This window comes from Thauera butanivorans (assembly GCF_048398245.1).
Lineage (GTDB): Bacteria > Pseudomonadota > Gammaproteobacteria > Burkholderiales > Rhodocyclaceae > Thauera > Thauera butanivorans.
On the sequence record NZ_CP183038.1, the window covers coordinates 3,257,311 to 3,279,392 of the forward strand.

Genomic DNA, 22,082 nt, shown 5'->3' on the forward strand with positions numbered 1-22,082 from the left:
ATTGCCAAGAACAAACAAGATGCCCGGCGCAATACACCTATAGATTCTCCTCCGGCATGAAACGAAATGCGTTCAGCGAAGCGCGACAGCATGCCGCCGCATGATCTCCGATCATCGGGAAAACCCTTATAAACAGCAGTGAAGGAGACTAAAATGAGTGTTGTACAGGTACAGGGCAGCGGCGCCGGAAAGCAGGCGACAGCCAGGCATTTCGACGCAATCGTCATCGGCGCGGGTGTAGCCGGGCTATATCAGCTGCATCGCCTGCGGGAAATGGGCATGAATGTGCGCGCCTATGAAACTGGCAGCAATGTCGGCGGAACCTGGTACTGGAACCGCTATCCAGGCGCCCGCTTCGATTCCCAGGCAGAGATTTACCAATATTGGTTCTCCGAAGAATTGTACAAATCGTGGCAGCCCTCCGAGCGCTTCCCCGCCCAGGAAGAAACCGAGCGCTGGCTCAATTACGTCGCCGACAAGCTCGATCTGAAGAAGGACATCCGGTTCAATACCCGGATCGCATCGGCCCATTACGAGGAAGCGCAGGACATCTGGCGGCTCACCACCGCGAACGGCGAACAGGTGACGACCCAATACCTGATCGCCTGCTGCGGCATGCTGTCCGCACCGATCACCGAGCGCTTCCCCGGGCAATCCACTTTCAAGGGCGAGCTCTACATCACCGGCCTGTGGCCCAAGGAGCCGGTGGACCTGAAAGGCAAGCGAGTGGCAGTGGTCGGCACCGGCGCCACCGGCATCCAGGTGATCCAGACGATCGCACCCGAGGTCGGCTCGATGAAGATCTTTGTGCGCACGCCGCAATACGTCGTGCCGATGAAGAACCCCAGATATACGGCATCAGACTGGGAAAAATGGGGCACCCGCTTCCACGAGCTCAAGCAACGGGTGCGAACCACTTTTGCCGGCTTCGACTATGACTTCGACAAGGGCGCATGGGCGGACAACACGCCGGAACAGCGCGCTGCGGTCATGGAGGCGCTATATGAGGATGGTTCGCTGGCGCCATGGCTGGCCGGCTTCCCGGAAATGTTCGTCGACGAGGAAGTCAGCGAAGTGGTGTCGGAGTTCGTCCGCAACAAGATGCGCGAGCGCCTGAAGAGCCGCCCCGACCTTTGGGACCTGCTGATCCCGCAGGATTACGGCTTCGGCACCCACCGCGTGCCGCTGGAAAACAAATACCTCGAGGTCTATCTCCAGCCCAATGTCGAAGCAGTGGATTGCCGCAAGGCACCGATCGAGCGAGTCGTGCCGGAGGGCCTCCAGACTTCCGATGGCAAGGTGCACGAAGTGGATGTGATCATCCTGGCGGTCGGCTTCGATGCTGGTTCGGGCGCACTGACCCGCATCGACATCCGCGGCCGCGGCAAGCGCTCGCTGCAGGAAGAATGGAGCAAGGAGATCCGCACCTCGATGGGCCTGCAGGTCCACGGCTATCCCAACCTGTTCACCACCGGCGCGCCACTCGCGCCGTCCGCCGCGCTGTGCAACATGACCACCTGCCTGCAGCAGCAGGTCGACTGGATCACCGACTGCATCGCTTATGCGCGCAAGAACGGCAAGAAGGTGGTGGAGGCCACACAGGAATTCGAGGACGAATGGGTCAGACACCACGATGAAGTGGCCAACGCCACACTGCTGACCAAGACCGACTCGTGGTACATGGGCTCCAACGTCGAAGGCAAGCCGCGCCGGCTGCTGTCCTATGTGGGTGGCGCAGGCGCTTACCACAGCAAGTGCGACGAACTGGCCAGCCAGGGTTATCCCGGCTTCGCCATGAACTGATCAGGATAGGAGAGAACGACATGAATCGACTTGCTGGAAAGGTGGCGGTCGTCACCGGCGGTAGCAGCGGCCTCGGCCTGGCCATCGTCCGGCGCATGGCCGAGGAAGGTGCTGCTGTCGCCATCCTCGACCTCGATGCGCAGGGCGAGGCGGTGGCGGAAGCCATCCGCAGCACAGGCGGCAAGGCGCTGTTCGCGCAGCTGGACGTAACCGACGAAGACCGCGTCCGCGCAGCCATGCAGGCTACCGCCACGCAGCTCGGTGGCATCGACGTGCTGGTGAACAACGCCGGCATCGAAGGCGAGAACACGCCGACGGACAAGCTGACGCTGTCCGAATGGAACCGGGTGATGGCTGTGAATGTGACGGCGGTATTCCTATGCACCAAGCACGCCGTCCCGTATCTGCGCCAATCGGGCGGGGGCTCGATCATCAACATTTCGTCGATCTACGGCATCGTCGGCGGCGGCGACATTCCGCCCTACCACGCCGCCAAGGGCGCGGTGCGGACGATGAGCAAGAACGATGCCCTGCTCTACGCGCCCGAGCGCATCCGGGTCAATTCCATTCATCCGGGCTTCGTGTTCACGCCGTTGGTCGACCGCTACGTCCAGGACAACGGCCTGACGCACGATGCGGCCAAGACCCATCTGGACGCTCTGCATCCGCTGGGTGGAACCGGCACGCCGGACGACATCGCATGGGGCGCGGTCTACCTCGCCTCGGACGAGTCGCGCTGGGTCACCGGCGCCGAACTCGTCATCGACGGCGGCTACACCGCACGCTGATCCCGGGGCCGGCCGCCTTCGCGCGGCCGGCCATGAGCGGAGGAGACATTCATGAAAGCCATGCCCCCGGCCGGGCGCCACTGCAGGGATGGCGGCATGCCGGCGGGCTGGGCCCGCTGATATCCCCTTCCTGCCAACACGGCCAGAACACCGGCCTCATCCGTATGCCCTGCGGCGCTCGGGCCGTCCGCGGCCCAGCCCCCCCCACGAGGACACCCACATGAACACCTATTACACCCAGGAAAACCACGGCCCCTACAAGCTCATCAACATCGGCCGACTCGAACTCGAAGAAGGCGGCGTGCTCGAAGAATGCACACTGGCCGTCGCCACCCATGGCCAGCTCAACGCCGCACGCGACAACGCGATCCTCGTCCCGACCTGGTATTCGGGCACGAGCAAGATCATGGAACAAATCTATATCGGTCCCGAGCATGCGCTGAACCCGGACCGCTACTTCATCATCGTCGTCAATCAGATCGGCAGCGGCCTGTCACTGTCGCCAAGCAACGCACCGGCCGAGATCGCCGGGCCGAAATTCCCCCGCGTACGCATCGGCGACGACGTCCAGGCCCAGCACCGCCTGATTACCCAGCACTTCGGCATCGAACGCCTGGCGCTGGTGCTAGGCGGCTCGATGGGCGCCCAGCAAACCTACGAATGGGCGGTACGTTATCCGGACATGGTCGAACGCGCCGCGCCCATCGCCGGCACGGCCCGCAACACCGAGCATGACTTCATGTTCGCGGAAACCCTGATCGACGCCATCGTCACCGATCCGGCTTTCCGCGACGGCAACTACACCGATTCCGCCGAAGTGGCAGCCGGTCTGCGCCGCCACGCCAAGCTATGGACGGTGATGGGCTGGAGCACCGACTTCTTTCGCGTCGGGCGCCACAAGGTGCTGGGCTTCGACAACATGGAAAGCTTCGTCGATCAGTTCATGACCGGCTACTTTGCGCCGATGGATCCGAACAACCTGCTGTGCATGATCTGGAAATGGCAGCGCGGCGACGTCAGCCGCCACACCGGCGGCAACCTGGCCCAGGCGCTCGGCCGCATCAAGGCGAAGACTTTCGTGATGCCGATCAGCCACGACATGTTCTTTCCGCCCAACGACTGCCTGGCCGAGCAGACGCGGATCGCCAACAGCGAATTCCGTCCGCTGAACAGCATCGACGGCCACCTCGCGCTGTTCGGCACCGATGCCAACTGCATCGCAGAACTGGACACCAACCTCCGGCAACTGCTGGACGCCCAAGCCGGCGCATAAGGAGCACGAGTCTGCCGCAGCCGCGGCGGGAAATGCAGGCCGCAGCCTCCGACGAGGCTGCGGTTTTTCTATTCCTGCTCCAGCCTGATGCCGCCCATCTTTCTGAGGCAGGCCGGCGTGACGCCCATTCTGCTCCGCATCACGCGCGTCAGATGGGCCTGGTCCGAAAATCCGCACATCGCCGCGACCTGCTTGATCGCCAGCCCGTCGCGGGACAATAGACGAACGGCCCGCTCCAGCCGACGGCGGATGACATGTTCATGCGGCGAAACGCCGGCGCTGGCGCGAAAGTGCTTCGAGAAGGTCCATACGCCGAGCCCGATCGCCTCGGCCATCTGCTCGATAGTGAGCCCCTTGTGCAGATTGGCTTCCACATATTCATCCAGGCGACGCAACTGCCTGGGTGCCAGCGGCCCCACCGGCGTGTCGTCGCGGATGTCGATACAGGCATACTTGCGGAACAGATGGACCGCCAGTTGCAGAGCGAGGCCCTCGACATAGATACTGCTGCCAGGCGCGCACTGCTCCGCTTCCGCGGTGATGGCATCGACGATGCCGGTGACGACCGGATCCTGCGCCTGCAACACGTCCTGCAGGCGGACATCCACCATGCTGCGCCCGGTGATGTCCACCGCCACCCGCTGCATCAGCGCTTCCGAAAGATAAGTGTGGGACACGTTGATGCATTCGGTCCAGTGCCAATGGGACATTTCCGAGAGCGTCAGTAGCGAGAAATCGCCCGGCGTGCATTTCTTGCGGCTCCACTGCCCTTCCACCTGCCGATCCATCAGCGTCTGGCCGCGACGATAGTGGACGATCATGTAATGATCCAGCGGCGGAATATACACATCCAGGCCAGTGTAGAGATATGCGCGGTGCGCCACACCCTTCCAGCCCAATCCGTCACTGGCGGACAGAACCCGCCCTGGCACCCAGGTAGGCAGGTCCCTTGGAGTAATCAAGGTGCTCATATGACGACCAACCCGAAACTGAACGCGTTTGGAGGAACAAACGTGTGGAAGCCGTCATGATACAAGAAATATTGAATTACACGATCAAATCGCCTAATACACAACCCGGTCTTTGTCCGCCATGCGTCGAGCCCATCCGTCCCGCTGCGCGAGGCCGGATTTCGAGCTACCTGATCGACACCAATGCTCTGTCGGAGCCGCTGGGGGCAGGTACAGGCCAGCGCAGGCCGTGCCCTTCCCGCAATCGACGGCCCGTCGGCAGCCACGGCACTTCACCACGGCCTGACGCTGCTTACGCGCAGCACCAGGGATTTCGCAGTTCTGAACCTGCGTCCGATCGATCCTTGGGAAGCGCGACCTCCATCCGTGAAGCGCTATCGGTATACGGGATGACGGCGGCACAGTTCCGCCACCTGTCCCCGCACCCGGTCGCGCACCACCGCCAGCGCACCGTCGCCCGCTTCCAGTGCATCCAGTACGTCGCACAGCCAGCCGGCCAGCTGCTCGCACTCGGCCACGCCGAAGCCCCGCGTGGTCACTGCCGGCGTGCCGATGCGCAGCCCCGAGGTGACGAAGGGCGAGCGCGGGTCGTTCGGCACCGAGTTCTTGTTCGCGGTGATGTGGGCATCGCCCAGCGCGGCGTCCGCGTCCTTGCCGGTGTAGGGCTTGGTGGACAGGTCGATCAGCATCAGGTGGTTGTCGGTGCCGCCGGACACGATCTTGTAGCCACGTCGTTGAAGCACCGCAGCCATCGCACGGGCATTGGCCACCACCTGACGCTGGTAGGTCTTGAACTCGGGCCGCAGTGCTTCCTTGAAGGCCACCGCCTTGGCGGCGATGACGTGCATCAGCGGGCCGCCCTGGATGCCGGGGAACACGGCGGAATCGAGCTTCCGGCAGAAATCCGCCCCCTGCCCCTGCGCCAGGATGATGCCGCCGCGCGGGCCGCGCAGGGTCTTGTGGGTGGTGCTGGTCACCACATGGGCATGAGGCAGCGGGTTCGGGTACTCGCCCGCCGCCACCAGGCCGGCGACGTGGGCCATGTCCACCCAGAAGATGGCGCCCGCCTTGTCGGCGATGGCGCGCATGCGCGCCCAGTCCTTGTGCCGCGAATAAGCCGAGAAGCCGCCAATCAGCAGTTTCGGCCGGGTTTCCAGCGCGATGCGCTCCATCTCGTCGTAGTCGATCAGCCCCGTCTCCGGATCGAGCCCGTAGGGCACGATCCTGTAGTGCCGGCCGGAGAAGTTGGACGGGTTGCCGTGCGTCAGGTGGCCGCCCTGGGCCAGGTTCATTCCCATCACGGTGTCGCCGGGCTCGGCCAGCGCCAGGAACACCGCGGCGTTGGCCTGGGCGCCGGCATGCGGCTGCACGTTGGCGTAGTCGCAGCCGAACAGCGCCTTGGCGCGCTCGATCGCCAGCCGCTCGGCCACGTCCACATGCTCGCAGCCGCTGTAGTAGCGCTTGCCGGGATAGCCTTCGGCGTACTTGTTGGTGAACACCGAGTTCTGCACCGCCATCACCAGCGGGCTGGCGTAGTTCTCGGAGGCGATCAGCTCGGCATGGTCTTCCTGGCGGCTTTCCTCGCCGCGCAGCGCGGCGGCCAGCGCCGGATCGAAGCCGGCAAGCGTCGTGGAGGCGTCGTACATGGCGCGATTCCTATGTTTGGTCGGTGTCGAGCAGGCGCGCGACGCGCGCCGCGATGTCGTCGATCTGCGCCTCGCTGCAGATCAGCGGCGGCAGCAGGCGGATAGTGCTGCCCCGGGTCACGGTGATCAGCAGGCGCTGTTGTTCCAGCGCGCGGCCCACCAGTCCGGCGCAGGGGCGGTCCAGCTCGATGCCGATCATCAGCCCCTGGCCGCGGATGGCGAGCACATCGGGATGGCCGTGCAGCGCCGCGCGCAGCGCGGCCAGCAGGCGCCGGCCCAGCACGGCGGCGCGCCGCGGAAGCTGCTCGCGCGCCATCACATCGATCACGGCGCAGCCCACCCGGCAGGCCAGCGGATTGCCGCCGAAGGTCGAACCATGCCCGCCGGGCGAAAACAGCGCCGCCGCCGGCCCGCGCGCCAGGCAGGCGCCGATGGGAAAGCCGTTGCCCAGCCCCTTCGCCAGCGTCACCACGTCGGGCACGACGCCCGCATGGCGGTAGCCGAACCAGGCGCCGGTGCGCCCCATGCCGGTCTGCACTTCGTCGGCCATCAGCAGCCAGCCGTGGCGGTCGCACAGCGCGCGCAGTTCGCGCAGCCAGGCGGTGCCGGCCGCGTGCACGCCGCCTTCGCCCTGCACCGTCTCGACCAGCACGGCGACGATGCCCGGCACTTCCGCCGCCGCCCGCCGCACCGCCCCGACGTCGTCGTACGGCACGCGCACGAAACCGGGCATCAAGGGCTCGAAACCGCGCTGCGCCGCCGGGTTGCCGGTGGCCGCCAGGGTGGCGAGCGTGCGGCCGTGGAAGCCGTTGTCCATCACCAGCACCTGCGGCTGCGCCACCCGGGCGTGATGGGCATGCAGGCGGGCGAGCTTGAGCGCGGCCTCGTTGGCCTCCGCCCCCGAGTTGCAGAAAAAGGCCCGCTCCATGCCCGCCAGCGCGCACAGCCGCTCGCCGAGGCGCTCCTGCCAGTCGATGCGGAACAGGTTGGAAGTGTGCAGCAGCAGCCCGGCCTGCTCGGCGATCGCGGCGGCGATGTCCGGGTGGGCATGGCCGAGGCTGGTGACGGCCACGCCGGCCATCGCGTCCAGGTATTCGACGCCATCCGCGTCCCACAGCCGCGCGCCGCTGCCGCGCACGAAGGCGACCGGCTGGCGGGCGTAGGCCTGCATCAGATGGGATGAGGTATCCGTCATGCGTCCTGTCCTCCGCCGTCCTGCGCGCCGGGTGCGTCGGAGCCGGGCCAGTAGTGGCTGTCCGGCAGCGCACGCGCGCCGAAGATGGCCTGCCCCACGCGGACCACGGTGGCGCCTTCCTCGACGGCGATCTCGAAATCGCCCGACATGCCCATCGACAGTTCGTCCAGGCCGATGCCGTCGGGCACGATCTGGCGCAGCCGGTCGCGCAGCGTGCGCAGCAGCACGAAGCACTGCCGCACCCGCTCGGCCTCGCTGGAGAACAGCGCCAGCGTCATCAGCCCGCGCACGCGCAGCGCCGGAAAGGCCGGCAGCGCCCACAGGAAGGCCGCGACCTCGGACGGCGGCAGGCCGTACTTGCTGGGTTCGCCCGAAGTGTTGACCTGCACGAACACGTCCAGCGCGCGCCCCTCGGCCTGCAGCCGGCGCTCCAGCGCCTCGGCCACGCGCAGGCTGTCCAGCGCCTGGAACTCGCTCGCGAAGCGCGCCACCAGCCTGGCCTTGTTGGTCTGCAGGTGGCCAATCACCGACCAGCGCAGATCCGGCAGGTCGGCCATCGCCTCCCACTTGCGCTGCGCCTCCTGCACCTTGTTCTCGCCCAGCATGCGGCAACCCGCCGCATGGGCCAGGCGGATGTCGGCCTCGGGCCGGGTCTTGCTGACCGGCAGCAGGCGTACGCCGGCCGGGTCGCGTCCCGCGCGGCGGCAGGCGGCAGCGATGCGCGCCTGCACGGCGGCGACGTTGTGGCGCAGGTCTTCGACCGTCGCGGCCTGCGGGTAGCGGCCGTGCCGGTCGTGGCGGGTGGGGGTGGCGGGGGCCGGGGACGCCCCGCCCGTGGCGGATGGATCGTGCATCAATTCGACTCTCCTTTGCCGGCCGCGGCATGCACGGTCCGCCACGGCGCCCACGGCAGCCGGCCGTTGAGCACCGCATGCGCCAGCAGGCCGACCACCAGCCCCCAGAACGCGCCGCCGATGCCCAGCAGGGTGATGTTGGCGGCGGCGGCCAGAAAGGTGATCAGCGAGGCTTCGCGCGTCCCGGCATCGGCCAGGGCATTGGCCAGGCTGCCGCCGATGGTGCCCAGCAGCGCCAGGCCCGCCAGCGTGGTGATGAAGGTTGCCGGGAAGGCCATGAAGACGGCCGCCAGCGTCACCCCGAAGACGCCGACCAGGATGTAGCACACGCCTGCGGCGATGCCGGCGATCCAGCGCCTGGACGGGTCTTCGTGCGCCTCCCGGCCGGTAGCGATGGCGGCGGTGATGGCGGCGATGTTGAAGGCGTGCGAACCGAATGGCGCCATCAGCAGCGAACCCAGCCCGGTGATCGTCACGATGGGATTGGCGCTGGTCCTGAAGCCGTCGTTGCGCAGCACCAGCATGCCGGGCATGTACTGCCCGGTCAGCGTGATCAGGAACAGCGGCAGCGCCACGCCGAGCAAGGCATTCAGCGAGAACGCCGGCATCGTGAACACCGGTGCGGCCAGCTTCAGCTCCAGCCCCGACAGATCGACGCGGTGCTGCAGCAACAGCAAGGCCAGCCCCAGCACCAGGATGCCGACGACCGCATAGCGCGCGCTGAAGCGCTTGAGCACCACATAGGCGACGATCAGCAGGCCTGCCAGCAAAGGGTCGATGCTCATGCCGCCGAAGGCCTTGATGCCGAACTGCAGCAGGATGCCCGCCAGCAGCCCGGCGGCCACGCCAGACGGAATCAGCCGGATGACGCGCTCGAACCAGCCCGACAGCCCGAGCACCACGAAAGCGGCGGCCGAAATCATGTAGGCGCCGACCGCCTCCGCATACGGCGTGGTGCCCAGGGCCACGACCAGGAAGGCGGCGGCCGGCGTCGACCAGGCGGTGATGATCGGCACGCGCATCATCCAGCTCAGCATCACGCCCGTCACCCCCACGCCGATCGAAACCGACCACACCCACGAGGCCGTCAGTTCCGGGCTGAGTCCGGCCACCCTGGCGGCCTGGAACACCAGGATGAAGGTGCCGCCATAATTGACGATGACCGAGATCAGACCGGCCACCACCGGGTGGGCGAAATCGCCGAAACGGAGGGCGGAAAAAGATCTGGATGAAGACATGGCCTGTCTGCGGCTCCCTGGTCGATGAAGTTTTGACGCGGATGGAAAGCTGCTTTATATCTTGGCAATGGCTTGCCATACCCTGCCACTTTATCGATATCGAGCAGACCACTTGTTCAAGCACGCCCAACTCGAATCCGTCAAAGCCTGGATCGGCGACCCGACGCATGGCGCCCTGCCGCTGCATGCACGCATCCAGCGCGCCATTCGCCAGTTGATCCTCGATGGCGCACTCGATGCGGGCAGGCCATTGCCCGCGTCGCGCGCGCTGGCGAAGTCGCTGGGGGTTTCCCGCGATACGGTGGAGTCGGCCTACGGCCAGCTACATGCGGAAGGCTTCATCGAACGGCGCGTCGGCAGCGGCAGCTTCGTGTCCGGCAAGCTGCAGCGCACACCCGGCCGCAGCAGCGCGCCGCGCACCGGAGCGCGGCCCGGCCCGGCGCCCGCCCCCCAGCCCGGCCCGCACCTCAGCCAGCGCGGCGCCGCCCTGTTCCGTGACGGCGGCGTGCGCGACTTTCCCGCACCGCGCCCCTTCGCCCCCGGCGTGCCGGAAACGCGCGGCTTTCCGCTGCACACCTGGGAACGCCTGCAGCGCCAGGTACTGAAGGAACACGGCACCCAGGCCCTGCGCCACGGCCCGCCGCAGGGCGTCGAGGCGCTGCGGCGGGCGATCGCGGACCACGTCAACCTGGAACGCGGCGGCCACGCCACGGCGGAACGCGTACTGGTGCTGACCAGCTCGCAGCAGGCCATGACGCTGTGCGCGCACGTCCTGCTCGACCCCGGCGAGCGCATCTTCATCGAAGACCCGGTTTATCACGGCGCGCGCAAGGCCTTCGACGCCGCCGGCCTGCGGTGCGTGCCGGTGCCGCTGGACGGCCAGGGCATGCAGGTGGCGCGGCTGGGCGCCGATGCCGAGCCGGCGCGGGCGGTGTTCGTCACCCCTTCGCACCAGTTCCCCACCGGCACCACGCTGGCACTGGAACGGCGGCTGGCGCTGATCGAATGGGCGCGACAGCGGCAGGCCTGGATCATCGAGGACGACTACGACAGCGAATTCCACTACGCCGGCCGCCCCACCGCCTGCGTGCAGGGGCTGGACGCCCACGAACGCACGATCTACATCGGCACCTTCACCAAGTCGCTGTTTCCCGGCCTGCGCATCGGCTACATGGTGCTGCCACCGCAGCTCGTCGCGCCGATGACGGTGGCGCGCACCCTGCTGGACGGCCACAGCGCCCCCATCCCGCAACTGACGCTGGCACGCTTCATGGAAGATGGGCATTTCGGCGCCCACGTCCGCGCCATGCGCGGCGTGTATGCGAAACGGCGCGACGTGCTGGCGGAACTGATCCACCGCCACCTGGGCGATTTCCTCGCCCCCACAGTGCCGGCAGGCGGCATGCAGATGCCGTGCACGCTGAGCTGCGACATCCCCGAACGCACGCTGATCGACCACGCCCGCCGGGCCGGCATCGAACTGCTGGGCCTGAGCGGCCTGCACGCCTCGGACGGCGGCCAGCCCGGCTTCCTGATGGGCTTCGCCGCCTACACGCCGGCGGAGATGGAAAGCGCGGTCGAGGCGCTGGCGGAGGTGTTGCGGAAATCGTCGTCATCGACGCATGGACAAGGGCCGCGGGATCGTGGATAAAGGCGGGCACCAGACTTATGAAGCCCGATCGAGGCATGCCATTCATGCGTGAAAAATTCTCAGTTGCGTTACTTCTTTTATTTGCAGTTGTAAGCCAGGCACTGGCGCATGCCGTTGCCGAGGGCGACAAGGGCTACATCCAGGAGATATCCGGCGTCAATCCGATCCCCTTCATGTATCTGGGGGCGAAGCACATGGTGACAGGGTATGACCACATCCTGTTCCTGCTGGGCGTGGTCTTCTTCCTGTACCGGATGAAGCACGTCGCGCTGTACGTGACCCTGTTCGCCATCGGCCACTCGACCACGATGCTGCTCGGCGTTTACTTCGACGTGGGGATAAACAGCTATCTCATCGACGCGATCATCGGTTTTTCGGTGGTCTATAAGGCACTCGACAACATTGGCGCATTTCAGCGCTGGCTCGGTTTTCAGCCGGACACGAAAGTCGCGACGCTCGTTTTCGGGTTCTTTCACGGCTTCGGCCTGTCGACGAAGATCATCGAATACGATATCTCGCCCGACGGCCTGATCCCGAATCTTCTGGCATTCAATGTCGGCGTCGAGATCGGCCAGCTGATCGCACTCGGCATGATCCTGATTGCCATGGGCTACTGGCGCAGAACAGCCAGTTTCTGGCGCCATGCATATTCCGCAAACGTCGTGATGATGTGCGCCGGATTCGTTCTGATCGGCTACCAGCTCACCGGCTACTTCGTTTCCTGGACCGCACACGGAGAAACTCCCCATGTTCAACGTATCCAGGCCGACGCTCGACGACCTGCCCACATCGAAGCAATTGCTGCGTTCGACCTTCGTCGCGCTCGTTGCCGCCATCGCAATCCTGCTCGCCATCGTCCTTCCTTCCGAGTATGCGATCGACCCCACCGGAATCGGCCGTGCGCTCGGGCTGACCGAAATGGGAGAAATCAAGGCCCAACTGGCCAGGGAAGCTGCTGCCGATGCCGCGATGGATGCGGCCCGGGCCGCTCCCGCGAAGACGGAGAACGCAAGCAGCGCGGCGCCTGCGCAGCCCCAAGGCAGTTCGCAGGTGCCGGACGATGCTGCCTGGCGCGACGAAATGCGCGTCGTGCTCAAGCCCGGCCAGGGGGCCGAAGTGAAACTGAGCATGAAGACTGGCGAACAGGCGCAGTTCAGCTGGATTGCCGAAGGCGGCGTGGTGAATTACGACACCCACGGCGATGACGGCGGACAGTCCATCAGTTATGAGAAGGGGCGCGATGCATCCGCAAACGACGGCATGATCGAAGCCGCTTTCGACGGCAATCACGGCTGGTTCTGGCGGAACCGCGGAAATGCCGATGTGACGGTGATCGTGCGTGCTCGCGGCCAATATGCAGACATGAAACGAGTCCTGTGATTCGTCATCCCCACTCACCACCAGGAGATAGTGAAATGAAGATCCGTCCGTTCTTGATTGCTGCCGTGGTCAGCGCATCGCTCGCCTCGCCGCTCGTCATGGCTCACCCCGGTGCGCATGACGACGATGACAAGGATATACCGAAGACATGCGAGCAATTGGCGAATACGGAACACTACACCAACGATGTGGCGTACCCGGAAGTCAGGAAGCTGAAAGAACAGTGCGACGCCGCGAAGCAGAAGCCGGCCGCAACGCAGTCTCCGGCGGCCCAGCGTTCATCCAAGGGCGGCGACTGACCACGGGCCGGGCGCAAGCCCCGCCATTCATGGCGGGCTCAGCGAGACAAGCGTCCCTGGAGCCGAAGGTTCCACAAGCTCGTGGCGAGAAAGCCCCAGCCTTCAGGCTGGGGTGACTCACTGCTCAAGGCTGTGGCCGTGATTCATGGGTGGCGACCACAGCCTGTGAGCCTGCTTGCGGCCAAGGCAGCCACGCCACGCCGCCGCGCGGCGCAGGAACCGCGCGGCGATGAGCGCTACTCCAGCGTCCGCGTATCGATCCAGTCCACCTGGCCCGCGCACCGCTTCACCTCCTGATACATGTGCGCCGTGCCGCCCGGACCATCACCGCCGCCGCCATTCCACAGGCAGATGAAGCGCACCTTGTCCGCGCCGAAGGCCAGCGCCGAATGCAGCAGCCACAAGTTGCAGCGTCCGAACGGGTCGACGCCCTCGGGCAGGGGGCCGAGTTCGGCCGGCATGATGCGCGGGGCAACGGCCAGCTCCGCCTTGAGTGCAAGGTAGCGCTGTGCCCATGCAGCGCCATCGGCCGACGGCAGGATGGACCGCTGGATGAACTGAGGCTCGTCGAACGGCAGCAGAATCTGGCAACGCACGCCGCGCCGGCGGCAGGCTTCGAGGAACAGCAGGTCGCCCCCGGCGGCGGCCTGGGCCAGGGCCAGATCGCCGGGGCCGGCGTGGTGCCGGTCGAGCGCCGCGGCGATCTCCCGCGCGGCAGCGCCTTCCTTGTCCGGAGGGAAGCGCGGACTGGGGCGGTCGGGCGCATCGATCATGTGGCCGCTGAACAGGAATACCCGGTCCGGCTGGCTCTCCGGCATCAGGGCGGCTGCCTCGGCGCCCGAACGGTCGTGCCCGGGATCGCCGCCGTCGGTGCATCGATGTCGGTCTCTTGCAGTTCGCATCGAATCATCCTCACATGCCATCTCGTGGCGCGGGTCCGGCAGCGCCCGCCGCTCGGCGCAGGAACAGCGCGGCGATGAGCGCCGTCGCCAGCATGATCGCGGCGCCGATCACCGAGTTGACGTGCAGCGCCGCCGAGAAGGCTTCGCGCGCGGCATGCAGCAGCGCCGCGCCGGCCTCGCCCGGCAGCAGTTCCGCCGCGCCGAGCGCGCCGCCCAGGGTATCGACCGCCGATGCGGCGAGTTCGGGCGGCAGCCCTTCGGGCAGCTCGGCCAACATGTGGCCGCGGTAGACCGCCGCGCCCACGCTGCCGATGATCGCGATGCCCAGCGCCATGCCGAGTTCGGTAGCGGTCTCCGAGGTGGCCGCGGCGGCGCCGGTCTTGGTCGGCGGCGCGGCGCCGACCACCAGGTCGGTGCCCAGGATCATCATCGGCATCACGCCGATGCCCAGCAGCGAGGTGCCGCCGACCAGCAGCCACACCGAGGCCGGGCCGCCCACCAGCATCATCGCGACGAAGCCCGGCAGCGCCAGCAGCAAGCCGGCACTGACCAGCCGTTCCGGCGGGTAGCCGCGCGCCAGCCGCGGCACCCACATCGACGCTGCCACCTGCAGCAGCGCGGGCGGCAGCATGACGATGCCGGCATCGAGCGGTGACAGGCCGAGCACGCCCTGCAGGTACTGGAACACCATCAGCCAGGTGCCGGACAGCGCCAGGATGGTCAGCAGCATCGCCACCACCGACACCGAAAAACCCCGGTTGGCGAACAGGCCGAGGTCGAACATCGGCTGCGCCAGGCGGCGCTGGCGGCGCACGAACAGCACGCCGACCGCCAGTCCGAGGACGATGGCCGCCAGCGCCTGCAGCGTGACGCCGTCGCGCGCGACCGACTTGATGCCGAAGATCACCGCCAGCAGCATGCCGACGCACAGCAGCGCGCTCGGCAGATCGAGCGGGCCGGCCGCGTCGTCGCGGAACTCCGGCAGCAGCAGCGGACCGGCGACCAGCAGCACCAGCATCACCGGCACGCCGAGCAGGAACACCGAGCCCCAGGGGAAATATTCGAGCAGCGCGCCGCCGACCAGCGGGCCGATCGCGCTGCCGACAATGAAGCCGGTCATCCACACCGTGATCGCCACCGTGCGCTCGCGCTCGACATGGAACATGTTGCGGATCAGCGACAGCGTGGACGGCATCAGCGTGGCGCCGGCGATGCCGAGCAGCGCGCGGGTGGCGATCAGCATCGCCGCGCTGGTCGACAGCGCCGCCAGCACCGAGGCCACGCCGAAGGCGAAGGCGCCGGCCAGCAGCAGGCGGCGCCGGCCGATGCGGTCACCCAGCGTGCCCATCGTGACCAGGAAGCCGGCGATCATGAAGCCGTAGATGTCCAGGATCCACAGCAGCTCGCTGCTGCTCGGGCGCAGGTCGGCGCTCAGGTGCGGCGCGGCCAGGTGCAGCACCGTCATGTCCAGCGCCAGCAGCAGCGTGGGCAGCACCAGCACCGCGAGCCCCCACCATTCGCGGCGGGTGGCGGGACGGGGCGGGACGGCGGCAACGGACGGCGGCGAAGACATGGGGACGGGCATCGAAAAGCGGACCGTGGATTATGGCGCCCGCAGGCCTGCAGTGCCACCGGCCTGCCGCTGCAAGGCGGGTGCGATGCCCATCCTTCCACAGCCACGGCGGCATCCGGGTCCGCCGGCGGCCCGGCGAATCACGCATTCCACGCCGTTCCGCGGCATCATGCGCAGCATCACCGTTCCATCCGCGCATCCATGCCCCCCGACCTCGGCACTCCACTGGACCTCTACTGCGAACGCGCCTCGGCGGCCTTCTGGGCCGAGCCGGTCAATGCGCTGACCAACCTGTCCTTCATCGCCGCCGCCTTCGGCCTGCTGCATCTGGTCCGGCGCGAAAGGCTGCGGCTCGATCCGGCGGGCGGCTTCCTGGTGGCCAACGTGGCCCTGATCGGCATCGGCAGCTTTCTGTTCCACACCCTGGCCAATCGCTGGACGCTGGTCGCCGACGTATTGCCGATCTTCATCTACCAGCTCGCCTTCGTCGGCCTCTACGCCCGCCGGGTGAGCCGCCAGCCGGTGGCCGTGGTGGCCGGGCTGGTGCTGCTCCATCTCGCCCTGTCCTTCGCCTTCGCCAGCCTGCCGCGGGCCTGGCTGAACGGTTCGCTGGCCTACGGCAGCGCGCTGGTGTTCGTCGCCGGCATCGGCCTCCACCACCTGCGCGCCGGCCGCCGCGACGCCTGGGGCGTGCTGGCGGCATTCGCCGTGCTCGTGCTATCGCTCGCTTTCCGTTCGATCGACCAGCAGGTCTGCCCGCACGCTGCGCTCGGCACCCATTTCCTGTGGCACCTGCTGAACGGGCTGGTGCTCTACCTCACCACCCGGGCCTATCTGCTGAACGCGCCGCCGGCCCTCCCCCCGCGGCCGCGCTGAGCACTATGCGGGCCGGCGGCTCCGTCGTCGAGCATGTCGACGTACAGGGCTTCGACCTGCGCACGCGCCCACGGCGTGCGGCGCAGGAACTTGAGGCTGGAGGCGATGCTGGGCTCGTGGGTGAAGCAGCGGATCGCCACCCGGCGGCCGAGTCCGTCCCAGCCGTAGTGTTCGACCAGGGCATGGAGCAGGTTTTCGAGGGTGATGCCGTGCAGGGGGTTGTTGGGCTGGGTGCTCATGCGGATGTCCGTCAGTGATCGAGTTGCAGCGCGGCGAGCCGGGCATAGAGGCCGCCCTGGCGGCGCAGGTCGGCCGGGGTGCCGACTTCGACGATGCGCCCGCCGTCGAGCACCACGATGCGGTCCACCCGCTGCACCGTGGCCAGGCGGTGGGCGATGACCAGCGTGGTGCGCCCGTGCATCGCCGCATCCAGGCCCTGCTGCACGAGGATCTCGGATTCGGCATCGAGCGCGCTGGTGGCCTCGTCGAGCAGCAGCAGCCGGGCATCCTTGAGCATTGCACGGGCGATCGCGATGCGCTGGCGCTGGCCGCCCGACAGGCGGGTGCCGCGTTCGCCGAGGAAGGTGTCGTAGCCTTCGGGCAGGCGGGCGATGAAGTCGTCGGCGCCGGCCGCGCGCGCCGCCGCGCGCACCGCGTCGTCGTCGGCGCCGGGGCGGCCGTAGCGGATGTTGTCCAGCGCGCTGGCGGAGAAAATCACCGGGTCCTGCGGCACGATCGCGATGTCCCGCCGCAGCTCGCGCAGCGCCAGGCTGCGGATGTCCTGGCCGTCGATCAGGATGGCGCCGGCCGAAATCTCGTAGTAGCGCAGCAGCAGCTGGAACAGGCTGGTCTTGCCGGCGCCGGACGGGCCGACCAGGGCGACCCGCTCGCCGGCGGCGATCTCCAGGCAGATGTCGTCGAGCGCACGCAGCTGCGGCCGCGCCGGATAGGCGAAGCCGACGTGGTCGAAACGGATCGTCATTTGCGCCAGGCGCCGCGGCGCCACCGGCGCGGCCGCTTCGCGGATCGCCGGTTCGGCCTGCAGCAGTTCGAGCAGGCGCCCGGCGGCGCCGGCCGCGCGCATGACGTCGCCCCACACCTCGGCCAGCGTGCCCGCGCCGCCGGCCACCAGCGCCGCATACAGCACGAAGGCGGCAAGCTCGCCGGTGCTCAGTTCGCCGCCCCGCACCTGCTGGGCGCCGACCCACAGCACGAAGATGATGCTGCCCATCACCGCGGCGATGATCAGCGCGGTCAGGCCCGCCCGCACCCGGGTCCGGCGGATCGCCGCGACGAAGCCGGTCTCGCTGCGGGCGGCGAAGCGGCGGGCCTCTTCGGCCTCCTGGGTGAAAGCCTGCACCGTGGGCATGGCGTTGAGGATCTCGCCGGCCAGCGCCGAGGCATCGGCGATGCGGTCCTGCGATTCGCGCGACAGCCGCCTGAGCCTGCGCCCGACCAGCATGATCGGCACCGCCAGCCCCAGCATCAGCCCGAGATTGAGCGCGAACAGGCCGAAGCTGGTCACCGCCAGCATCACCATGCCGCCGAGAAACTGGAACAGGCTGCGCAGGCCCATCGACACCGAACTGCCGACCACGGTCTGGATCAGCGTGGCGTCGCCGGTCAGCCGCGACAGCACTTCGCCGGTCTGCAGGGTCTCGAAGAACTCCGGCGACTGCCCGAGCACGCGCGCATATACCGCGCTGCGCAGGTCCGCGGTCACGCGCTCGCCGATCCAGGACACGATGTAGTAGCGCGCCGCCACCACCACGCCCCAGAACGCCGCCAGCGCGAACAACTGCAGGAAATGGCCGTCCAGCGCCGTGGCCGTGCCCGCCACCCCGGCCACGCCGCCGAAACCGAAATCCACCAGGTCGCGAAAGGCCAGCGGCACCAGCAGCAGCGTGGCCGAGCCGAGGCACAGCAGCACGAAGGCCAGCGCGATGCGCGCGCGGTACGGGCGCAGGAAAGGCAGCAGGCCGCGCAGCGCCGACAGGCGGCGCGGCGGCGTGTCGGCGGCGATGGAAGCGGCGCTGGGCTGCGGGGATGGTGGCACGGCGGATTCGGGCATGCCCGATTATCGTCGATCGCGCCGCTGCCGTGCCTGGCCGGCCCTGGCCGGGACGGTAGGCACGCACCTTCGAGCGCACGCGACATCAGCCTTCCCGTATAAGCGCTATCAAGCACGGTGCGATGGGCGCGGCGGCATGGCGACTAAACTTCGGCACGGCACGATGATCGGCCACATGAAAACGGGCCACGTCATCTGCGGAATCCGTCGTCTGCGAACCGCAGCGTGAAGTACCAAGGGCACACACCACATTCATCGGGAGACTCGCATGAGCTACGAAATCCGTTCGATCCTTTACGCCTCCGACCTCACCCCGCGTTCGCCTGCGGTTTTCCGCCATGCCGTCGGCCTAGCGATGAAGTTCAACGCCAAGCTGCATGCCGTCACCGTGACGCTGCCCTCGTCCAGCCTGCCCTACGAGGAATTCCTCAGCGAAGAGAAGATGGACGAAATCAAGCTGGCCGGGCACAAGAAGGCCGAGGCGCTGCTGCGCCACCGCATCGACGTGTTCGCCGAAGCCAACCCGGATCTCGACGTCAAGAGCGTGCTGGCCAGCGTGCGCGCGCTCGAAGGCGACGCCTCGCGCCGCATCCTCGACGTCGCCAAGCACGTGCTGGCGGACATGATCGTCATGGGCTCGCGCGGCCACAGCACGATCGGCGAGCTGCTGCTGGGCTCGGTCGCCCACAAGGTGACGATGAAGGCGGACGTGCCGGTGATCCTGGTACCGATCGACCGCTGAGCGCAGCGTCCTGCGCCCGTTTCCACGGGGAGCGCGCCGCACGGCCCGCTCCCCGCGTGCCGTCTACGCCGGCGGCAGCACGATGCGCCGGCCGCAGTCGGACAGCAGCCGGCGCAGCCAGCGATGGCCGGTCGAATGGTGGTTGCGCTCGTGCCACAGCTGGTAGAAGCGCATCGGCGGAAAGGAAATCGGCGACGGCACGATCGCGAGCTTCAGCAGATCGGCGTAGAACTGGGCGAAATGCCGGGTGGTGGTGAATACCAGGTCGGTGTTCTGCAGCAGATAGGGCGCGGCGGTGAAGGACTGCACCACCACGCGCTCGTCGCGGTTGATGCGCATCGACGCCAGCACGCTGTCGATGACGCCGCGCTGGCTGATCGAGTACGGCATCGGCACCACGTGGGCGGCGCGCATGTAGTCCTCGGTCGTCATGCCCTTGCGCACCAGCGGATGGCTGGCCGCCACCAGGCAGACGATCTCGTCCTCGAGCAGCATCGACAGGTGCATGCGGTGCGGCGGCTCGGGCCAGTTGCCGATCACGACGTCCAGATCGCCCTCGGCCAGCGAGCGCTCGAAGTCGAAGTTCGGCCCCAGCGCATGCAGCGTCAGCCGCGCCTGCGGCGCCTCGCGGCGGAAGCGCTCGGCCACGCTGGCGACGAACACCGGCGCCAGGTAGTCGGGCGAGCCGATGCGGAACTCGTGGCGCGTGCTGTGCGGCTCGAAGGATTCCGGCGCATCGACCATGCGGTCGATCTCCGCCAGCGCCCCCTTGGCATGCGACATCAGCGCCAGCGCGCGCTCGGTCGGCACCATGCCGCCTTTCTCGCGCACCAGCAGCGGGTCGCCCAGGATGTCGCGCAGGCGCTTCAGCGCCGCACTGACGGCGGGCTGCGACTGGTTCATGCGCAAGGCGGTACGCGACACGCTGCGCTCGGTGATCAGCAGCACGAAGATGCGCAACAGGTAGGTATCGAGCGGGTCGTCGCCGCGTCTCAGGCTCATGGTGTGGTCTCCTCGTATGTTTATAAGCGAGAGGGTATATCACTTATAAAGGCATATGTGTTTTGTTAAGAAGGGCCGGGCTTACACTGCGCCTCACACGATCCCCCGAAAGCGGCAGCCAGACATACCGATTTCATCCTTCTCCACCGGACACTACCAGGAGCAACAGCATGGGACGCCTCACCACTCACGTACTCGACACCGCCAACGGCAAACCCGGCCAGGGCATTTCCGTCATCGTCTATCGCCTCGACGGCGAGCGCCGCGAAGTGGCGCGCACGGTCACCAACCACGACGGCCGCTGCGACCAGCCGCTGCTCGAAGGCGCGGCACTCGAAGCCGGCAAATACGAAATCGTCTTCGGCGCCGGCGACTATTTCCGCGCCCAGGGCCAGAACCTGCCCGAACCGCTGTTCGTCGACGAAGTCGCGCTGCGCTTCGGCATCGCCGACACCGGCGCGCACTACCACGTGCCGTTGCTGGTGTCGCCGTGGAGCTACTCCACCTATCGCGGCAGCTGAGCCTTCCCTGATCCATCGCCGCCCTTCCTGAAGACCATAACCACTACATAGAGACACGAGATCATGGAAGCCTACCTGCTCGACTGGGCCAATTTGCTGGTCCGCTGGGTACACCTGATCGCAGGCATCGCCTGGATCGGCGCATCCTTCTACTTCGTCATGCTGGATAACGCGCTGAAGCCGCCGAAGGACCCGGAAGCCACCAAGCGCGGCGTGTTCGGCGAACTCTGGGCGGTGCACGGCGGTGGTTTCTACCACAGCCAGAAATACCTCACCGGCCCCAAGCACGAACCGCTCAGCAACGACCTGCACTGGTCGAAGTGGGAGGCCTACTCCACCTGGCTGTCCGGCATGGGCATGCTGGCCATCGTGTACTGGATCGGCGCATCCAGCTACCTGATCGACAGCAACGTGATGGCGCTTTCCCCCGCCGCCGCCATCGGCATCTCGATCGCCTTCCTCGTCGCCGGCTGGGTCTTCTATGACGTCCTGTGCCGCAACATGGTCGGCAAGGACGGCCTGCTGGTGACGATCGTGTTCGTCTTCGTGATGGTCGCCAACTACGTGCTGCACCAGGTGTTCTCGGCCCGCGGCGCCTACATCCACGTCGGCGCGATGATCGGCACGATGATGGCGGCCAACGTCTTCTTCCACATCATTCCGGGACAGAAGAAGATGGTCGAGCAGATCCGCAACGGCGAGCCGGTCGATCCGAAGCCCGGCATCGTCGGCAAGCAGCGCTCGGTGCATAACACCTACTTCACGCTGCCGGTGCTGTTCATCATGATCAGCAACCACTACCCGATGACCTATGCCAACCCGAACGGCTGGCTGATCCTCGGCGTGCTGATGATGGCCGGCGTGCTGATCCGCCAGTTCTTCGTGCTGCGCCACCGCGGCCAGGTCAAGTGGTGGCTGCCGGCCGCCGGCACCGCGCTGATCCTGCTGCTGATCGTGCTGATGGCACCGAAGCCGGTCGATGCGAGCGGCGAGAAGGTGAGCTTTTCCACCATCCGCGACGTGATGAACCAGCGCTGCGTGAGCTGTCACGCCGAGAAACCCACCTACGACGGTTTCGTGCAGGCGCCCAAGGGCATCGCGCTGGAGACACCGGAGCAGATCCGCCAGCACGCGGCCAAGATCGCCGAGACCATCGCCAGCGGCTACATGCCCCTCGGCAACCTGACCGGGATCACCGACCAGGAGCGCGAAGCCGTCGCCATCTGGCACGCCCAGGGCGCTTCCACCACCGACTGAGAACGCCCGGCGCCGCGGGCCGCCGCCCGCGCGCGCCAGG

The 22,082-nt window shown here is 67.2% G+C and carries 20 protein-coding genes and 1 pseudogene; 11 read left to right on the forward strand and 10 right to left on the reverse strand.

Annotation, left to right across the window (positions count from 1 at the left end):
- Window positions 1-153: 153 nt before the first annotated feature.
- The 3 genes from ACNQFN_RS15785 (at window position 154) to ACNQFN_RS15795 (ending at window position 3,864) form a co-directional block, all read left to right on the forward strand.
- Window positions 154-1,803 carry a flavin-containing monooxygenase gene (locus ACNQFN_RS15785; RefSeq protein ID WP_418646950.1) on the forward strand — a complete coding sequence of 550 codons (1,650 nt, stop codon included), beginning with the start codon at window positions 154-156 and terminating at the stop codon, window positions 1,801-1,803.
- A 20-nt stretch (window positions 1,804-1,823) separates the two neighbouring features.
- Window positions 1,824-2,591 carry an SDR family NAD(P)-dependent oxidoreductase gene (locus tag ACNQFN_RS15790; RefSeq protein WP_068638650.1) on the forward strand — a complete coding sequence of 256 codons (768 nt, stop codon included), beginning with the start codon at window positions 1,824-1,826 and terminating at the stop codon, window positions 2,589-2,591.
- A gap of 220 nt (window positions 2,592-2,811) precedes the next feature.
- Complete coding sequence (locus tag ACNQFN_RS15795; protein ID WP_068638652.1) at window positions 2,812-3,864, forward strand: alpha/beta fold hydrolase; 1,053 nt, start codon at window positions 2,812-2,814, stop codon at window positions 3,862-3,864.
- A gap of 68 nt (window positions 3,865-3,932) precedes the next feature.
- Here the strand turns inward: ACNQFN_RS15795 and ACNQFN_RS15800 are convergent, their stop codons facing one another.
- The 5 genes from ACNQFN_RS15800 to ACNQFN_RS15820 all read right to left on the reverse strand — a co-directional run bounded on the left by ACNQFN_RS15800 (window position 3,933) and on the right by ACNQFN_RS15820 (window position 9,768).
- Window positions 3,933-4,835: a helix-turn-helix transcriptional regulator gene (locus ACNQFN_RS15800; protein WP_418646951.1), complete on the reverse strand. Its 903-nt coding sequence runs from the start codon at window positions 4,833-4,835 to the stop codon at window positions 3,933-3,935.
- Between the two features lie 374 nt (window positions 4,836-5,209).
- Window positions 5,210-6,481, reverse strand: coding sequence for a serine hydroxymethyltransferase (glyA, locus tag ACNQFN_RS15805; protein WP_418646952.1), 1,272 nt, complete (start codon window positions 6,479-6,481; stop codon window positions 5,210-5,212).
- Window positions 6,482-6,491: 10 nt separating this feature from the next.
- Entirely contained in the window at window positions 6,492-7,676 is a 1,185-nt protein-coding gene (locus ACNQFN_RS15810; protein ID WP_418646953.1) for an aspartate aminotransferase family protein, read from the reverse strand.
- Entirely contained in the window at window positions 7,673-8,530 is an 858-nt protein-coding gene (locus ACNQFN_RS15815; protein WP_418646954.1) for a YggS family pyridoxal phosphate-dependent enzyme, read from the reverse strand. Before ACNQFN_RS15815 ends, ACNQFN_RS15810 begins: the two co-directional genes overlap by 4 nt.
- Window positions 8,530-9,768 (reverse strand): benzoate/H(+) symporter BenE family transporter, encoded by a 1,239-nt coding sequence (locus ACNQFN_RS15820; protein WP_068638660.1) that lies wholly within the window; start codon window positions 9,766-9,768, stop codon window positions 8,530-8,532. The genes ACNQFN_RS15815 and ACNQFN_RS15820 overlap by 1 nt, the downstream gene beginning before the upstream one ends.
- 112 nt (window positions 9,769-9,880) lie before the next feature.
- Between ACNQFN_RS15820 and ACNQFN_RS15825 the strand changes: the two genes are divergently transcribed.
- The 4 genes and pseudogenes from ACNQFN_RS15825 to ACNQFN_RS15840 all read left to right on the forward strand — a co-directional run bounded on the left by ACNQFN_RS15825 (window position 9,881) and on the right by ACNQFN_RS15840 (window position 13,098).
- Window positions 9,881-11,419: a PLP-dependent aminotransferase family protein gene (locus tag ACNQFN_RS15825; protein ID WP_418646955.1), complete on the forward strand. Its 1,539-nt coding sequence runs from the start codon at window positions 9,881-9,883 to the stop codon at window positions 11,417-11,419.
- Window positions 11,420-11,454: 35 nt separating this feature from the next.
- Window positions 11,455-12,132, forward strand: a pseudogene (locus ACNQFN_RS15830) (HupE/UreJ family protein); the annotation flags it as partial.
- A 34-nt stretch (window positions 12,133-12,166) separates the two neighbouring features.
- A complete protein-coding gene (locus ACNQFN_RS15835; RefSeq protein WP_418646956.1) occupies window positions 12,167-12,799 on the forward strand; it encodes a transmembrane anchor protein in 633 nt (210 codons plus the stop codon).
- Window positions 12,800-12,834: 35 nt separating this feature from the next.
- Window positions 12,835-13,098, forward strand: coding sequence for a hypothetical protein (locus ACNQFN_RS15840; protein ID WP_418646957.1), 264 nt, complete (start codon window positions 12,835-12,837; stop codon window positions 13,096-13,098).
- A 236-nt stretch (window positions 13,099-13,334) separates the two neighbouring features.
- Here ACNQFN_RS15840 and ACNQFN_RS15845 read toward each other — a convergent pair whose 3' ends face one another.
- Together ACNQFN_RS15845 and ACNQFN_RS15850 are read right to left on the reverse strand one after the other, a co-directional pair.
- Entirely contained in the window at window positions 13,335-13,916 is a 582-nt protein-coding gene (locus ACNQFN_RS15845) for a hypothetical protein (protein ID WP_418646958.1), read from the reverse strand.
- A gap of 94 nt (window positions 13,917-14,010) precedes the next feature.
- Window positions 14,011-15,573 (reverse strand): MFS transporter, encoded by a 1,563-nt coding sequence (locus ACNQFN_RS15850; RefSeq protein WP_418646959.1) that lies wholly within the window; start codon window positions 15,571-15,573, stop codon window positions 14,011-14,013.
- A 201-nt stretch (window positions 15,574-15,774) separates the two neighbouring features.
- Here ACNQFN_RS15850 and ACNQFN_RS15855 point away from each other — a divergent pair, with 201 nt between their 5' ends.
- The gene (locus ACNQFN_RS15855; protein ID WP_068638664.1) at window positions 15,775-16,449 is read left to right on the forward strand and encodes a ceramidase domain-containing protein; all 675 of its coding nucleotides are present in this window, start codon (window positions 15,775-15,777) and stop codon (window positions 16,447-16,449) included.
- Here ACNQFN_RS15855 and ACNQFN_RS15860 read toward each other — a convergent pair.
- Window positions 16,404-16,688, reverse strand: a complete 285-nt coding sequence (locus ACNQFN_RS15860) for a VF530 family DNA-binding protein (protein ID WP_068638666.1) — start codon at window positions 16,686-16,688, stop codon at window positions 16,404-16,406. The two genes, ACNQFN_RS15855 and ACNQFN_RS15860, sit on opposite strands and share 46 nt — an antisense overlap.
- An 11-nt stretch (window positions 16,689-16,699) precedes the next feature.
- Window positions 16,700-18,520, reverse strand: coding sequence for an ABC transporter transmembrane domain-containing protein (locus tag ACNQFN_RS15865; RefSeq protein WP_418646960.1), 1,821 nt, complete (start codon window positions 18,518-18,520; stop codon window positions 16,700-16,702).
- A gap of 268 nt (window positions 18,521-18,788) precedes the next feature.
- Here ACNQFN_RS15865 and ACNQFN_RS15870 point away from each other — a divergent pair, with 268 nt between their 5' ends.
- The gene (locus ACNQFN_RS15870) at window positions 18,789-19,262 is read left to right on the forward strand and encodes a universal stress protein (RefSeq protein ID WP_068638670.1); all 474 of its coding nucleotides are present in this window, start codon (window positions 18,789-18,791) and stop codon (window positions 19,260-19,262) included.
- Between the two features lie 63 nt (window positions 19,263-19,325).
- Here ACNQFN_RS15870 and ACNQFN_RS15875 read toward each other — a convergent pair whose 3' ends face one another.
- Window positions 19,326-20,264 (reverse strand): LysR family transcriptional regulator, encoded by a 939-nt coding sequence (locus ACNQFN_RS15875; protein ID WP_418646961.1) that lies wholly within the window; start codon window positions 20,262-20,264, stop codon window positions 19,326-19,328.
- A gap of 170 nt (window positions 20,265-20,434) precedes the next feature.
- On the opposite strand from ACNQFN_RS15875, the gene uraH reads away from it, so the two are divergent.
- Together uraH and ACNQFN_RS15885 are read left to right on the forward strand one after the other, a co-directional pair.
- A complete protein-coding gene (gene uraH / locus ACNQFN_RS15880; RefSeq protein WP_068638674.1) occupies window positions 20,435-20,785 on the forward strand; it encodes a hydroxyisourate hydrolase in 351 nt (116 codons plus the stop codon).
- A 63-nt stretch (window positions 20,786-20,848) separates the two neighbouring features.
- Window positions 20,849-22,042 carry a urate hydroxylase PuuD gene (locus tag ACNQFN_RS15885; protein ID WP_418646962.1) on the forward strand — a complete coding sequence of 398 codons (1,194 nt, stop codon included), beginning with the start codon at window positions 20,849-20,851 and terminating at the stop codon, window positions 22,040-22,042.
- The last annotated feature ends 40 nt before the right edge of the window (window positions 22,043-22,082 follow it).

Coding starts and splice junctions, on each gene's coding strand:
- ACNQFN_RS15865 (WP_418646960.1), bottom strand. CDS start 18,520: ATGCCCGAATCCGCCGTGCCACCATCCCCGCAGCCCAGCGCCGCTTCC.
- ACNQFN_RS15810 (WP_418646953.1), bottom strand. CDS start 7,676: ATGACGGATACCTCATCCCATCTGATGCAGGCCTACGCCCGCCAGCCG.
- ACNQFN_RS15800 (WP_418646951.1), bottom strand. CDS start 4,835: ATGAGCACCTTGATTACTCCAAGGGACCTGCCTACCTGGGTGCCAGGG.
- ACNQFN_RS15860 (WP_068638666.1), bottom strand. CDS start 16,688: ATGAGCACCCAGCCCAACAACCCCCTGCACGGCATCACCCTCGAAAAC.
- ACNQFN_RS15870 (WP_068638670.1), top strand. CDS start 18,789: ATGAGCTACGAAATCCGTTCGATCCTTTACGCCTCCGACCTCACCCCG.
- ACNQFN_RS15840 (WP_418646957.1), top strand. CDS start 12,835: ATGAAGATCCGTCCGTTCTTGATTGCTGCCGTGGTCAGCGCATCGCTC.
- ACNQFN_RS15855 (WP_068638664.1), top strand. CDS start 15,775: ATGCCCCCCGACCTCGGCACTCCACTGGACCTCTACTGCGAACGCGCC.
- ACNQFN_RS15875 (WP_418646961.1), bottom strand. CDS start 20,264: ATGAGCCTGAGACGCGGCGACGACCCGCTCGATACCTACCTGTTGCGC.
- ACNQFN_RS15815 (WP_418646954.1), bottom strand. CDS start 8,530: ATGCACGATCCATCCGCCACGGGCGGGGCGTCCCCGGCCCCCGCCACC.
- ACNQFN_RS15845 (WP_418646958.1), bottom strand. CDS start 13,916: ATGCCGGAGAGCCAGCCGGACCGGGTATTCCTGTTCAGCGGCCACATG.
- ACNQFN_RS15790 (WP_068638650.1), top strand. CDS start 1,824: ATGAATCGACTTGCTGGAAAGGTGGCGGTCGTCACCGGCGGTAGCAGC.
- ACNQFN_RS15850 (WP_418646959.1), bottom strand. CDS start 15,573: ATGTCTTCGCCGCCGTCCGTTGCCGCCGTCCCGCCCCGTCCCGCCACC.
- ACNQFN_RS15885 (WP_418646962.1), top strand. CDS start 20,849: ATGGAAGCCTACCTGCTCGACTGGGCCAATTTGCTGGTCCGCTGGGTA.
- ACNQFN_RS15795 (WP_068638652.1), top strand. CDS start 2,812: ATGAACACCTATTACACCCAGGAAAACCACGGCCCCTACAAGCTCATC.
- glyA (WP_418646952.1), bottom strand. CDS start 6,481: ATGTACGACGCCTCCACGACGCTTGCCGGCTTCGATCCGGCGCTGGCC.
- ACNQFN_RS15820 (WP_068638660.1), bottom strand. CDS start 9,768: ATGTCTTCATCCAGATCTTTTTCCGCCCTCCGTTTCGGCGATTTCGCC.
- ACNQFN_RS15785 (WP_418646950.1), top strand. CDS start 154: ATGAGTGTTGTACAGGTACAGGGCAGCGGCGCCGGAAAGCAGGCGACA.
- ACNQFN_RS15835 (WP_418646956.1), top strand. CDS start 12,167: ATGTTCAACGTATCCAGGCCGACGCTCGACGACCTGCCCACATCGAAG.
- uraH (WP_068638674.1), top strand. CDS start 20,435: ATGGGACGCCTCACCACTCACGTACTCGACACCGCCAACGGCAAACCC.